We start from the raw sequence: 13685 nt of genomic DNA, 5'->3' as shown, positions 1-13685 counted from the left end.
GTTCCGAAACCCACGCGTGCCCGCACCGGGAAACCCCGATACGGGCACGTCAGAGCGCTGTTGTGCTCTACACCGCGATCCACATGAGAGCAGAAAGCTCGTTAGCTCTCCTCGTCCATGGAGTCCTCCATCATCTCCTCGTCCATCATGGAGTCCTCCTCCATGCCCTCGTCCATGGAGTCACCGTCCTCCATCATCTCCTCGTCCATGGAGTCCTCCTCCATGCCCTCGTCCATGGAGTCACCGTCCTCCATCATCTCCTCGTCCATGGAGTCCTCCTCCATGCCCTCGTCCATCTCCTCGCTCTCGACCGCGGGAGCGTCGACCGGCTCGTCGTTGCAGGCGGCGAGGGTGAGGGCCGCGGTGGCGGTGATGGCTCCGGCCATGAGGAGTCGACGGAGGGTGTTGGGCAGGGCAGTGGTCATGTCTCTACTTCCTTCTCTGTCCCGACGGACACACGAAATGTGATCACACGATCCCCATGTGTGCTCGCCGACATTCTGTCTTCTCGCTTTGTCGATCTCTGGTCGTCTCGACATTCCCGACCGCTGGTCTTCTTCCGCCGTTCACCCCTTTCCCGTTCTCGCGGCGGAGGGTCGGGAACAGGTCACTCGACGGTGACCTGGATCGTGTGGTGGCCGGTGGCACCGTCCGGTGCGACGGGGGCCCGCTCCTCGGTCTGTGTCCGCCCGTCCCGGTCGGTGGCACGTACCGAGATCCGGTGCTCTCCGACCTCGGCACCGGCCCACTCGTAGGACCACTGGCGCCAGGTATCGGCCGTGTCCTCGTCCGCGAGTACGGCCTCGCGCCAATCGCCATCGTCGATTCGAACCTCCACCCGGTCGATCCCGGTGTGCTGCGCCCAGGCCACACCCGCGACCACGACCGTCCCGGGCGCCTCGGAATGGGTGACCCTCGGAGTGTCGATACGGGACTGCGTCTTGATCGGTCCACGCGCCGACCAGCCGCGCGGCACCCAGTAGGCGTCGAAGGCGTCGAAGGTGGTCAGTTCGAGGTCGACGATCCACTTGCACGCCGACACATAGCCGTAGAGGCCGGGAACCACCATTCGGGCGGGAAACCCGTGCTTGTAGGGGAGCGGACGGCCATTCATACCGATGGCGATGAGCGCGTCCCGCCCGTCCATCACGTCCGCTACCGGCGTGCCGATGGTCATGCCGTCATCGGAACGCGACACGAGCTGATCCGCCGGCCCTCCCTCCCCTGGGGGGCGTACCCCGGCCTCCTCCAGAAGGGTTCGCAGCGGCACACCGATCCAACGGGCGTTCCCCACGTACGACCCCCCGACCGGGTTGGAGACGCAGGCCAGGGTGATGTCCCGTTCGACCAGGTCGTCCCGGTCGAGCAGGTCGGCAAACGTGTACACCCGTTCCGTCGCGCCCAGACCGTGGATACGCAGCGACCAGGTGGAGGCGTCCACACGCGGGATGGTCAGTGCGGTGTCGATCCGGTAGAACTCGTCGTTCGGAGTGAAGAACGGGTCCAGCCCGGCGAGTTCCAGGTCAGCCCCGTCAGGAACCGCACCGGCCGGAAAGGCGGGACGCGGCAGGGTGACGTCGGCCGGTGTGAGCCGCCCCTCGGCGGTGGTCGCGGCCAGGAACCTGGCCGCGACCCCGGTGGCGGCCGAGGCCGCGACCGCCGACCCGGCGAGCAGGGCGAACCTCCTCCGGTCGAAGCCCTGCGGCTGTTCCTCCCGCTCCGGGCCCTCCTCGGCCCCGCCACTGCGGCCCTTGGCGATCGCACCGAGGAGCAGCACGAGGACACCGGCACAGGCCGCCGCGCCGACGAGCGTCGGCAGGACGTCGAGGGGGCCCGCGTCCGGACGTGTCAAAGCGGCGAGCACCCCCGCGCCCGCGAACGCCCCCAGACCGGCGAAACCGATCCAGCGCCTGTGCACGGCCGCGACGCCCAGCAGAGCGGCGGCGACCGCCAGTATCACCCCCATGCCGACGAACAGGGCGATCTTGTCCGCCGTACCGAACGCGTCGACCGCGAACTGCTTCACCGGCTGCGGGGTCAGATCGACGACGGCGTCCCCGACCGCCAGAATCGGGGTCGCCGAGGGACGTGACAGCAGGGCACCGGTGACTTCGGCGGTCGCGAGCGCGGCGCCGGTGGCGACCAGTCCGGTGGTCGCTCCCGGAACCCAGGTGCGGATGGTGTCGAACATGCCCTGTGTTCGGCGCCGGCCCGCCGGAGGCGACCCGCACCGTCATCACGAACTGGTAAACATGTACCGACCGGAACGTCGCCCCGCGCCGCCCCGCCTCGAATGACGAGTAGGACACGCGGGAGGACGGTGGACGTGGAACGGGTGAGGGACATCGGAACCGATCACGCCCGGGGGCCCGGCCCTCGACCCAGACCTCCGGAGGACGATCTGGGCTCCCTGCTCCGCCGGACCGCGGTCGGCGACCTCACCGCGTTCGAGCGTGTCTACCGGGAGCTCGGCGGGCCCGTGTTCGGGGTGGTGCGCAGGGTCCTGCTCAACGAGGCCCAGTCGGAGGAGGTCACCCAGGAGGTGTTCCTGGAGGTCTGGCGGAACTGTTCGCGCTTCGACCCCTCCCGGGGGAGTGCCCGTTCGTGGGTGCTGATGATCGCGCACCGCAGGGCCGTCGACCGGGTGCGCTCGGAGGCGTCGGCGACCGAACGGGAGGCCGCGGCGGGACGCCTGGAACCGGAGTCGACCCCAACCGACGGGGTCGAACAGGTCGTGGAGAACAGTCTCGAACGCGAGAAGGTGCGCCGCTGTCTGCGCCGTCTGACCTCGTTGCAGAAGGACGCGGTCCAGCTGACCTACTACACCGGTTACACGCAGGCCGAGGCCGCCGCCCTCCTCAAGGTCCCGCTGACCACGGTGAAGGGACGCCTGCGGGACGGCCTGATCAGACTCCGCGACTGCTTGGGGGTGACCGCATGAACGACATCGACGCGCACGGCCTGATCGCCGGGTACGCCGTGGACGCCCTGGAGCCGGAGGAGCGGGCCGCGGTGGAGCGGCACCTGCCCGGATGCGAGGACTGCCGGAGGGACCTGGGGGAGTTCCGGGAGACGCTGGTCCGGTTGGCGTACGCGGAGGCCGCGCCCCCTCCCGAGGACCTGTGGTCGCGGATCCGCGACACCGCGGCGGGGACCCGGCAGTTCCCGCCCCAGCGGGTTCCGGGCTCCGCCGGCACGGAGGGTTCCGACCCACCGTCCGCCGAGGTGGAGGCCGGCGGGGCCCCCGGAACCGTCGTGGCGGGTCCCGCGCGCTGGTGGAGCCACCGGTTGCCGTGGCTGGTGGCCGCGGCGTGCGCGCTGGTGGCCGTGGTGCTCGGGGGCACCCTGGTGTCGTTCGAGCGGAGCATGGACCAGATGTCCGCGCACAGCGCCGAGGTCGAGGCACTGCTGGCGGCCCCGGACACGCACATGCATGAGGGGCCCCTGGGGGAGGGGGCGCGGGCCACGGTCTTCACCTCCTACGAGATGGACGCGCTCATGCTGGTCGCGGAGGGGCTGCCCGACACCCCGCCGGGAATGCAGTACCAGATGTGGTACGTCGATGAGGACGGGATGCGCTCGGCGGGGATGCTCTCGCTCTCCTCGGACGGCCGGTACTCGGGGATGGCCCACGACATGGGGTCACCCGTACAGGTGGGGGTCTCCCTAGAACCCGAGGGCGGCATGCCCGAGCCCAGCGAGCAGCCCATGAAGTTCAACCTTTGAGACGTGCGTGGTCGAACGGTGGCGGTGGCGGTGGCGATGTGGCGAAGTTTCCGGAAAACCCCTGGGGTCCGGTCCGTGTGCGTTACCGTGATCGCATGTCGATCTGGGCGTCGGACAACCGCAGTGGACAGGTCCGGGAAGCTTTGACCATGCTGCTCTCCCAGGGCGTGATCGACGATTTCCGTATCCGTCCCGAGGACGACTTCCCCTTCCGGGTACAGATCCCCGCCGGGGTGGTGCCGATGACCGAGCACCAGGCGGCGCACTTCGCGCTCGGCGCCACGGTCGCGCACTTCGGCCGCCTGGCCCGCTGCGAGGAGACCTTCTGACGTTCGGACGCGGCGCGTGGCACCTCCTGCCCGGCCGCGCCGACGGCCCACTGCCACCCGCCCCGCCGAATGTGAGAGGCCCCACCGTGTTCCCTCCCCCCGGTACCGTCGACGACCGCGCGGCGGGCGTCCTCCTGGGCACCGCGTGCGGCGACGCCCTCGGCGTGCCCTACGAGTTCGGCCCCGCCCTGCCCGAGGAGCGGATCCCGGAGATGGTCGGTGGCGGGCTCGGCCCCTACGCCCCGGGAGAGTACTCCGACGACACCCAGATGGCGGTGTGCATCGCCGAGACGCTGCGCGACCACGAGGCACCCCTCTCCGTAGCGGCGCTCAACAGCACCGCGGACGCCTTCCTCACCTGGCGGAGCGAGGGGGCCACCGACATCGGCAACCAGACCGCGCGTGTCCTGGGCGCCGCCGGGGCCACCCGGGGCGGCGAACGAGTCGCGGAGGTGATGGGGAGCGCCGCGGCGGAGATGTTCGCCGCCGGGGTGCCGGGCGCGGGGAACGGCTCCCTGATGCGCACGGGCCCGCTCGCGCTGGCCTATCTGCACGATCCGGCGGGGCTCGCCGAGGCGGCCGACCGGTACAGCCGTCTCACCCACGGCGACCCGCTGGCCGGGCAGGCCTGCGTCCTGTGGTGCGAGGGCGTGCGCCGCGCGGTCGTCCACGGCGACCTGTCCGGGGTGCGCGCCGGGCTGGACCTGCTGCCCTGGGACGCACGGGCTCCGTGGTCGGCGTGGCTGGACGAGGCCGAGGATTGGCCGCCGCACGCTTTCGGGGACAACGGGTTCGTCGTCCGCGCACTCCAGGCCGCGTGGTCGGCGGTCGTCCGCGAACCACACGGGTTCGCTCCGTCGCTGCACACCGCGGTCCGGGCCGGCCACGACACCGACACCGTGGCGGCGATCGCGGGTGCGCTGCTCGGAGCCCGGTGGGGGGTCGGCGCGATCCCCGAGGCGTACGTCTCCGCCGTGCACGGGTGGCCGGGCTACCGGGCCGAGGGTCTGGCCGAGCTGGCGCTGTCGATCGTGCGGCGGCACGACCGAACCGCCGAAGGGGCCTGACCGGGCGGAGTGCGCGATCATGGTGCCGGACCGTGCCCGGCGACCCTGAGGAGCGCACCGTGCCTGCCCGTATCGACTGGACGCCCCCGACCGACCGCCCCGACTTGCTGGCCGATCCGGTGCGCGAGGGGTTGCGGGAGCTGGAGGCACGGGCCCGGGTGGCAGGGATCGACCCGGGGCTGGCCGACACCGCGGCGTTCTGCGAAGGCTACGGAATGCCTCTGGAGACAAGCGCCAACTGCGTGGTACTGGCCGCCAAGCGCGGGGGAGCGGTGTCCTACGCGGCCTGCGTGGTGCTGGCGACCCGGCGTGCGGACGTCAACGGTGTGGTCCGCCGCCACCTGGGGGCACGCAAGATCTCGTTCGCTCCGATGGACGAGGCCACCGGTATGACCGGCATGGAGCAGGGGGGCATCACACCGTTCGGCCTGCCCGGGGAGTGGCCCGTGCTCGTCGACGCGTCGGTCGTCGACACCCCGCACGTGGTGGTGGGGAGCGGGCTTCGGCGCTCCAAACTTCTGGTGCCGGGGGCGTCCCTGAAGGAGCTCCCGGGGGCCGAGGTCCTGGCGCTGTCGAAGTAGGGCAGCGGCGGCCCTTCCCCTCACGTGTCCATCGTTTCACGTGAAACACCCGCTGTGCCGGGACGGCACCGCGGGTGTCCTCTCCAGGCCGGGGAAAGGGCGGGAGGGCGTCCTCCCCGGTCAGCACGTAGGAGATGATGGGAGTATGCCGAACCCGTCCACAGCGCGCGGGGCCCGCGGCCGAACCGCCCGTATCTCCCGTGGGGAGATCATCACCGCGGCCCGCCGGATCATGTCCGAGGAAGGCATGGCGCGACTGACGATGCGGCGGTTGGCCCGAGAGGTCGACAGCACGCCGATGGCGCTCTACCACCATGTGCGGGACAAGGAGGAACTCCTACTCCTCCTGCTGGAGGACCACGCCGAACGGTCGCTGCACCGCCCCGCACCGCTGCCCGACCACCCGCGCGACCGGGTGGTCGTCGCCGCTTCGGTTCTCCACGATGTGCTCTCCACACACCCCTGGATCGCGGAGGTGCTCAGCGCCGACGATCTGACGTCCACGTCGGCACTGTGGTTCGTCGAACAGATCGTGGACGGTCTGGCGGAGTCCGGGCTCACACCCGAACACGCGGTGCACGGCTACCGGGCGATCTGGTACTACACCGTCGGAGAGGTCATGGTCCAGGCGGCCCGGCGGCGCTCGGACGGGGGGCGGACGTTCCACGGGGGCAGGGGCTTCTCCGGGCTCGACCCCGGAGAACTGCCCCGGCTGGCCCAGGTGGCGGACCGGTGGCCGGACCTGACCGCCCAGGACACCTACCTTGACGGGCTCCGGGCCCTGGTGGACGGTCTCCTCACCGGTCAGGGGCGGGCGAGGCCGGCGCGGTAGGCCCGCACGACCGTCTGGAGGCGATCGCGCGTGCCGATCTCGGCCATGACCCGTCCCAGGTGGGACTTGACCGTGCTGGCCTCGACGAACAGCGCCCGGGCGATCTCCGCGTTCGACATGCCGCGGGCGGGCAGTCGCACGGTGTCGGCCTCCCGTGCGGTGAACAGGTCCGACACGGCGGAGTCCGCGCCGTCCGGCGGACGGTGCCGGGCGAACTCGGCCATGCCCCGGCGCGCCACGGCCCCGTCCACTAGGCCCTGCCCGCGGGCGAGGCCGCGGAGCCCGTCCACCCGCACCCACAGGCCGCGGGGACGGCCACGAGGGCTCCGGGCAGTTGCAGCACTTGGGGTACCGCGCAGGACGGCTGCGGGATCGTCCCGCAACCCGGTGGGCGAGGCGATCACCGCCACCCAGCCGAGCAGTGCGGCCGGTCCGGTCCGAGAGGCAGCGGGCCAGCGCACGGATCGGCCAGGAGACGGCGGCGATGAGGAGGGCCAGTGCACTGGACACCAGGACCGGTAGGGCGAGCGCCGTTCCGGGCGCGGCGGGCAGCAGGCCGCCGCGCCAGGCACCGACGTCCTGTTCGGTGAGTTCTGCGGCGGGTGCGGGGGCGCTGGGACGGGAATGTCTGCGGGCGGGGCGGCGCACCCCGCGGCGAGGAATGCGAGGACGGCCACCGGGGCGGGCAGGGCACGACGGGGGGGCGGGACAGGGGCGGTGGGGTCTTCGCGGGGATCACGGTCTCTCCTTCTCGGGGTCTGCTCCCAGCGTCATCGCCCGCCCCGCAGCGGCGCATCGGGCGCGGATCGGCATTCGGTGTGCGACCTTCGGGGGAGGGCCCTCCTTCCGGGGTGGGCCCCGCGCGCACCGGGCGGCGGAAGGCTCCGGGCGGGCACCTGTGCGCCCGGAACGGTGCGCGCTGGGCGGGCGCCCGCCCACGGGCACAGGTCGGCGCGCCCGCCCGCCGGAGCCCCGGGCGGGCGGATGCGCGCGCACCGGGGCGCCCGCCCCGTGCGCACACGCCGTGGGCGGCGTGCCCGGAGCCCGGGGACGGTGCGCGCACTCCCCGGCCGCGCCACAGGACGTGCGCCCGCGGGGCACACCCGCGACGGCCTTCTGGAGCGGGCGGGTGTGCCCGGGGCTCGGACGGCCGGAGCGGTGCACCCGTGCGGGGGGAGCCCCGCCCCGGGCGGACACGGCGACGGGAGCGGGGCGCCGGTGTGCGCGGCGGGGCCGCCGTGCCCGAAGGCGTCCCGGTCCGGAACGGGCGCCACCGGGTGCCCGGAAGAGGCCGTCGCCCCTCCCGGAGGCCGTGTCTGGGAAGGGCGACGGCCGTGCGCGTTCCGGATCGGGGACGCGCACGCGGCATGTGCGCGGGCACGGTGCCCGTCGAGGGCGCGGCGGGGGAGCCGCCCGGGCACCGCGCGCCCGGACGCGCCCCTGTCCGTTCGCCCCCCTGCGCGCGGGCGTCCCGCGCCCACCGGTCCGGCGGCACCGGGGGCGGGCAGTCGGTGGATCGGCCGCGACGGGGCACGGGGCATGCCCGAGCCGGGCGCGCCCCGAGGAGGTGGCACGCCGCCGGGGTGTACCGGACAGAGCGCACGCGTGGGCGCGCGCCCCGGTTCAGGTCCGGTGCCCGGGAGTCGCTGCCAGAGCGCACGCGCGGGCGCGGGCCGGGCGTCCGGTGGGCCCCGGACCGGTGCCCGCCGGCCCCTCCCCCTCCCGGATCCCGCGCCGCGCCCCGCCGGGCCTCTCGGATAGCTTCGTACGGCGTCACAGGCACAGCGCTCGCATGAGGATCCCCGGGAGGAACCGACCGTGCCCACAGCACCCCCCTCGCCGCCCCGAACCACGGTTCCGGTGCCACGCACGTCCAGGACGGCCCGCGGATGAGCCGCCGGGACACCGAGGCACCGGCCGACGGACGCGGAACGGTCGGGGAGGTCTTCCGGGCCTTCCTGCTGCTGGGGCTGACCTCGTTCGGCGGACCGGTGGCGCACCTGGGCTACTTCCGCGACGCGTTCGTGGTGCGCCGCGGCTGGCTCACCGAGGCCGCCTACGCCGACCTGGTAGCACTGTGCCAGTTCCTGCCCGGCCCCGCCTCCAGCCAGGTCGGTATGGCTCTGGGCCTGCGCCGTGCCGGATACGCCGGGATGGCCGCGGCCTGGGCGGCCTTCACCCTGCCCTCGGCCGTGCTGCTGACGGCCTTCGCCCTGGGCGTGCAGGCCCTCGGTGTCGAACCCGGGTCCGGGTGGCTGCTCGGTCTGAAGGCGGCGGCGGTGGCGGTGGTCGCCCACGCCGTGGTCGGCATGGCCGGGAACCTGGCCTCGGGGCGCCGCCGCGCCGCGATCGCGGTCTCCGCTCTGGTCCTGGTCCTGCTGCTGCCCTCGGCCCTCAGCCAGGTCGCCGCCATCGTGCTCGGTGCCCTGACGGGGGTGCTCTGGCTCACGGCGGACACGCCCGACGGCGAAGCGGCCGGATCGGGTGTGCCCGTCCGGCGCCGGACCGCCGTGGTCTGCCTGGCGGTGTTCGCCGTCCTGTTGGCGGGGCTGCCCGTGCTTGCCGCGCTGACCGGTGACACGGTCGCGGGGATGGTGGACGGCTTCTATCGCGCCGGTTCACTCGTCTTCGGCGGCGGGCACGTGGTCCTGCCCCTGTTGGAGGCCGAGGTGGTGGGCACCGGGGCGGTGGACCAGGAGTCGTTCCTGGCCGGGTACGGCGCGGCGCAGGCCGTTCCCGGTCCGCTGTTCACCTTCTCCGCTTACCTGGGCGCCCTCATGCCCGTCGCGGGCAGTCCTCTGCTGGGAGCGGCGACCGCCCTGGGCGCGGTCTTCCTTCCGTCGGCGCTGCTGGTGGTCGGCGCACTGCCGTTCTGGGAGCGGCTGCGCACCGCCCCGCGCGCCCGGCGTGCGGTGGCCGGGGCGGGTGCCGCGGTGGTGGGCGTCCTCGCCGCAGCCCTGTACGACCCGGTCTTCACCCAGGGCGTGGTCTCGCACGCGACCATGGCCGTGGCCGCGGTCGCCTTCGTGGCGCTGGCGGTGTGGCGCGCACCCGCCTGGGCGGTCGTGCTGGGGGCCAGTGCGGCCGGGGTCCTGGTCCTCTGACGCGAGCCTCCGGTTCACAGGCCGTTCCACGGACCGGACCCGTGAGCGGTGCCGTCGCCATCATCGCTGTCGGCCGTCCGGTCCCCGCGCTGGTGCGGGGACCGGACGGCCTTCCATGAACATCGGGCGAAGGTGAGGGGTGCCACCTTGCGCCGACAGTTTGACTCAGCGATTATTGAGTCAATGACCGCTGAGCTTTCTCTCGAACAGCGGGCCGGACTCCACGGCGCACTGGCCGACCCCGCCCGCCTGTCCATCACCGACACCCTGTGTACGGGGGACGCCTCACCCTCCGAACTCGGGGAGCTGTTGGAGATGCGCTCCAACCTCGTCGCCCACCACCTGCGCGTCCTGGAGGAGGCCGGTGTCGTCACGCGCGCCCGCTCCGAGGCCGACCACCGCCGCGTCTACGTCCGCCTGCTGCCCGAGGCGCTCGCCGCGCTGACCCCCGCCGCGCTGCTGCACGCGCCACGCGTGGTGTTCGTCTGCACCCGCAACACGGCCCGCTCCCAACTGGCCGCTGCCCTGTGGGAGCGCAGCAGCACCGTGCCCGCCGTCTCGGCCGGGACCCGGCCCGGCCCACGCGTCCACGAGGGCACCCTGACCGCCGCCCGCCGCCACCGGCTGCCCCTGAGGCCCGGGGGGACGACCCGCGTCGAGGACGTACTGCGCGAGGACGACCTGGTGGTGGCGGTCTGCGACAGCGCCCACGAGGAACTCCCGCCCCACCGCTCGCGCCTGCACTGGTCGGTACCCGACCCGGTCCGCGCGGGCACCGACTCCGCCTTCGACACCGCCCTCACCCAGATCCGCGACCGTGTGGAGCGGCTCGCGCCCACCGTCCGCCCTCAGGAGGCTCCATGACCGAGCAGGCCCACAGGTTCACCTTCGACCAGCAGCACGCGCTGAACATCGCCTCCCGCGACCTGGAGAAGGAGTTCGAGGGGATCTTCAACGCCGCCACCATCGAGCGGTTCCTGCACACCAGCTACGACCAGTTCGCCCCCGGCTCGACCGTCACCCAGTTCCTGCCGCTGCTGGCCGCGCGGTTCGCTCGCCAGCGCCTGACGGCCCTGGCACGTGTGGAGGACAAGATGAACGACGGCCGTCCCGTGGTCCTGTTCCTGTGCGTGCACAACGCCGGGCGCAGCCAGATGGCACTGGGCTTCTTCCGCCACCTGGCGGGGGACCGGGCGATCGCCTGGTCCGGCGGTTCGGAACCGGGCCAGGAAGTCAACCCGGCGGCCGTGGCGGCCATGGAGGAGGTAGGCATCGACATCTCCTCGGAGTTCCCCAAGCCGTGGACGGACGAGGTGGTGCGCGCCGCGGACGTGGTGGTGAGCATGGGGTGCGGGGACGCCTGCCCGATCTTCCCGGGCAAGCGCTACGAGGAGTGGACGCTGGACGACCCTGCAGGCAAGGACGTGGCGGCGGTGCGCCCGGTCCGCGACGAGATCGAGCAGCGGGTCCGCACACTGCTCTCCGAGTTGGACGTCACCGTCTGAACCCGCCGGGTCCCGCCCCGGCGGGGCGGGACCCGTGGACGGCACCATGCGCGGCGGGTTCTCCCCGCGCTCCCCGAGGACAGGAAACCCCGCTGATGACACGCTCTGAGAAGACCGCCGCGACCACCGGTACACCGGTCGCGGCGAGACTGTCCACCCTCGACCGCTTCCTGGCCGTGTGGATCCTGCTCGCCATGGCCGCCGGCCTGGGACTGGGCCGCCTCGTCCCCGGGCTGGACGAGGCCCTGGCCACCCTGGAGGTGGGCGGGATCTCCCTGCCCATCGCCCTGGGGCTGCTGGTGATGATGTACCCGGTCCTGGCCAAGGTCCGCTACGACCGCCTCGACACCGTCACCCGCGACCGGCGCCTGCTCGTCTCATCCCTGGTGGTCAACTGGCTGGTCGGCCCGGCGGTAATGTTCGCGCTGGCGTGGATCTTCCTGGCCGACCTGCCCGAGTACCGCACCGGGCTGATCATCGTCGGCCTGGCCCGCTGCATCGCCATGGTCATCATCTGGAACGACCTGGCATGCGGCGACCGCGAGGCCGCCGCGGTCCTGGTCGCGCTCAACTCCGTCTTCCAGGTGCTCGCGTTCGGGCTCCTGGGCTGGTTCTACCTCGACCTGCTCCCGGGGTGGCTGGGTCTGGACACCGGCGGGCTCGACGTCTCGCCCTGGTTCATCGCCGTCAACGTCGTCATCTTCCTCGGCGTTCCGCTGGCCGCTGGCTTCCTCACCCGGGTCCTGGGCGAGCGCCGGATGGGCCGGGACCGGTACGAGTCGGTGTTCCTGCCACGCATCGGCCCCTGGGCGCTGTACGGACTGCTGTTCACGATCGTGCTGCTGTTCGCCCTCCAGGGCGGCACCATCACGAGTCGGCCGCTGGACGTGGTCCGTATCGCCGTGCCTCTGCTGGCCTACTTCGTGATCATGTGGTTCGGCACCTTCGCGGTCGGCAAGGCGATCGGAATGGGTTATGAGCGCACCAGCACCCTGGCCTTCACCGCGGCGGGCAACAACTTCGAACTCGCCATCGCCGTGGCCGTGGCCACCTTCGGTGTCACGTCCGGCCAGGCCCTCGCCGGCGTCGTGGGACCGCTGATCGAGGTCCCGGTGCTGGTGGGCCTGGTGTACGTGTCACTGGCCTGGCGCAAGAGGTTCACCACCCGGAACCGATAGCGGCACACCTCCAGGGTCAGGGCACGCGCATCTCCCGCGCGGGCCCGGCCCCGCGCCAGGTGTGTGCGGGGCCGGGCGAAGGTCATCGAGGGCCGCGGTCGGCGGGGAGGGGGCCGTGGCTCCCTCCCCGCCGTCGGCCACGGTCACGACACACTCGGGGGAGAGGGCACGGGACGGCTGAGCAGAGCCGCCATGGCCCCCGCGGCTGCCAGAGCACCCATGACAGCGAACGCCGCCGGATAACCGCCCAGCGCTCCGGCCAGTACCGCGCCGACCCAGGGGGCCAGAGCGGTCGCCAGCATCAGCGGGGTGTGCATCACCCCGCTGATCACCGCGTAGTCCCTGGTGCCCCACCGGTCGGCGACCGCGGTGGCGTGGAGCAGGGTGAGCGCACCGCGTGCCACGCCCGACAGGACCACCATTGCCATGAGCAACGGCCAAGGTCCGGGCACCAACGCCAGGGACAGGGTCGTGGCCGCGCACGCGCCCAGGATGACGACCGTCCGGGAGACGACGGCGACCCTCCGTTCCATAGGCGCGTAGACCAGACGTCCCAGGACCTGGCCGACCCCGCCCGCCCCGAGGAGCCAGGCTGCCGTGGTGGTATCGAGGCCTCGGTCGCCCAGAAGAGGGACGATGTTGACCACGACCGCGAACACGGCCAGTACCCCTGCGGTGAGAGCGGCCGTCAGGGCCCAGAAGTCCCGGCCGCGGAGGACCTCCCCCGCCCTCGTTCCCGACGCGTCGGCACGCTCGTCGAGGACCGTTTCGCCCCGGCCGCGGGGAAGGAGGAGAGCGTGGCAGGGCAGCACCACCACAACCAGCACTCCCGCCAGAACCAGGTAGGCGGCCCTCCAACCCCACACCTGCTCCAGAGCTGCGGCCAGGGGAGCGAAAACGGTACTCGCCAGTCCCGCCGCCAGGGTCAACGCGGTCAGCGCGCCCACCCGTTCAGCGCCGTACCAGAGGGTCAGCGCGGCGAAGGCCGGCGGATAGAACAACCCGGCCATCGCCCCACCGGACATGAGCCATGCCAGGGCGAAGAGCCACGGGTTCGGAGCCAGGGCGAGACACGCCACGGCCGGGGCAGCGAGCACTGCCGCCCAGGTCATCACCGGCCGGGGTCCGTAGACCTGCAACCACTTCCCGGCCAGGGGGCCGGCCAGGCCCGCCAGGACCTGGGCCGCGGAGAACAGGGCGGTGACTGTGACGGCGGACCACCCGGTATCGGTGGTGATCGCCGGGGCCAGCACGGGGAAGGCGTAGAAGAGCACGCCGTAGCTCGTGGTCACGGTGACGCACAGGGCTACCAGCCCCCGGCGTGCCCCGGCCACCGGCACGGAGGCGGGGGCACCGGGGGCCG

At 72.7% G+C, this 13685-nt stretch carries 14 protein-coding genes; 10 read left to right on the top strand and 4 right to left on the bottom strand.

The features are described from left to right. Positions 1–101: 101 nt before the first annotated feature. On the bottom strand, positions 102–425 hold the full coding sequence (locus B042_RS0108635) for a hypothetical protein (RefSeq protein WP_028647959.1): 324 nt from the start codon (positions 423–425) through the stop codon (positions 102–104). 182 nt (positions 426–607) lie between these two features. Further along, the gene (locus tag B042_RS0108630) at positions 608–2191 is read right to left on the bottom strand and encodes a molybdopterin-dependent oxidoreductase (protein WP_028647958.1); all 1584 of its coding nucleotides are present in this window, start codon (positions 2189–2191) and stop codon (positions 608–610) included. A gap of 129 nt (positions 2192–2320) precedes the next feature. Between B042_RS0108630 and sigK the strand changes: the two genes are divergently transcribed. From sigK to B042_RS0108600, 6 genes are all read left to right on the top strand, one after another. Next, a complete protein-coding gene (sigK, locus tag B042_RS0108625; RefSeq protein ID WP_028647957.1) occupies positions 2321–2941 on the top strand; it encodes an ECF RNA polymerase sigma factor SigK in 621 nt (206 codons plus the stop codon). Then, on the top strand, positions 2938–3726 hold the full coding sequence (locus B042_RS0108620) for an anti-sigma factor domain-containing protein (RefSeq protein ID WP_028647956.1): 789 nt from the start codon (positions 2938–2940) through the stop codon (positions 3724–3726). Before sigK ends, B042_RS0108620 begins: the two co-directional genes overlap by 4 nt. 95 nt (positions 3727–3821) lie before the next feature. Then, complete coding sequence (locus B042_RS0108615; protein ID WP_028647955.1) at positions 3822–4055, top strand: hypothetical protein; 234 nt, start codon at positions 3822–3824, stop codon at positions 4053–4055. Positions 4056–4141: 86 nt separating this feature from the next. After that, a complete protein-coding gene (locus B042_RS0108610) occupies positions 4142–5122 on the top strand; it encodes an ADP-ribosylglycohydrolase family protein (RefSeq protein WP_028647954.1) in 981 nt (326 codons plus the stop codon). 59 nt (positions 5123–5181) lie between these two features. Continuing rightward, entirely contained in the window at positions 5182–5703 is a 522-nt protein-coding gene (locus B042_RS0108605; RefSeq protein ID WP_028647953.1) for a YbaK/EbsC family protein, read from the top strand. 145 nt (positions 5704–5848) lie between these two features. Then, positions 5849–6535 (top strand): TetR/AcrR family transcriptional regulator, encoded by a 687-nt coding sequence (locus tag B042_RS0108600; RefSeq protein WP_028647952.1) that lies wholly within the window; start codon positions 5849–5851, stop codon positions 6533–6535. On the opposite strand, the gene B042_RS22410 is transcribed toward B042_RS0108600, so the two are convergent. Then, positions 6508–6825: a response regulator transcription factor gene (locus tag B042_RS22410; RefSeq protein ID WP_231493877.1), complete on the bottom strand. Its 318-nt coding sequence runs from the start codon at positions 6823–6825 to the stop codon at positions 6508–6510. The genes B042_RS0108600 and B042_RS22410 overlap by 28 nt on opposite strands. A gap of 1599 nt (positions 6826–8424) precedes the next feature. Here B042_RS22410 and chrA point away from each other — a divergent pair. The 4 genes from chrA to arsB all read left to right on the top strand — a co-directional run bounded on the left by chrA (position 8425) and on the right by arsB (position 12322). Then, positions 8425–9639: a chromate efflux transporter gene (gene chrA / locus B042_RS0108590; RefSeq protein WP_028647951.1), complete on the top strand. Its 1215-nt coding sequence runs from the start codon at positions 8425–8427 to the stop codon at positions 9637–9639. A gap of 183 nt (positions 9640–9822) precedes the next feature. Next, the gene (locus B042_RS0108585; RefSeq protein WP_028647950.1) at positions 9823–10503 is read left to right on the top strand and encodes a helix-turn-helix domain-containing protein; all 681 of its coding nucleotides are present in this window, start codon (positions 9823–9825) and stop codon (positions 10501–10503) included. Continuing rightward, entirely contained in the window at positions 10500–11144 is a 645-nt protein-coding gene (locus B042_RS27030; protein WP_028647949.1) for an arsenate reductase ArsC, read from the top strand. Before B042_RS0108585 ends, B042_RS27030 begins: the two co-directional genes overlap by 4 nt. 95 nt (positions 11145–11239) lie before the next feature. Then, positions 11240–12322, top strand: coding sequence for an ACR3 family arsenite efflux transporter (gene arsB / locus B042_RS0108575; RefSeq protein ID WP_028647948.1), 1083 nt, complete (start codon positions 11240–11242; stop codon positions 12320–12322). Positions 12323–12465: 143 nt separating this feature from the next. Here arsB and B042_RS0108570 read toward each other — a convergent pair whose 3' ends face one another. Then, complete coding sequence (locus B042_RS0108570) at positions 12466–13614, bottom strand: MFS transporter (RefSeq protein ID WP_231493876.1); 1149 nt, start codon at positions 13612–13614, stop codon at positions 12466–12468. Positions 13615–13685 lie beyond the last annotated feature (71 nt).

The organism is Nocardiopsis sp. CNT312, from assembly GCF_000515115.1.
Lineage (GTDB): Bacteria > Actinomycetota > Actinomycetes > Streptosporangiales > Streptosporangiaceae > Nocardiopsis.
The sequence above is the reverse complement of the archived record's forward strand: the minus strand, read 5'-3'. Positions and strand labels throughout refer to the sequence as shown.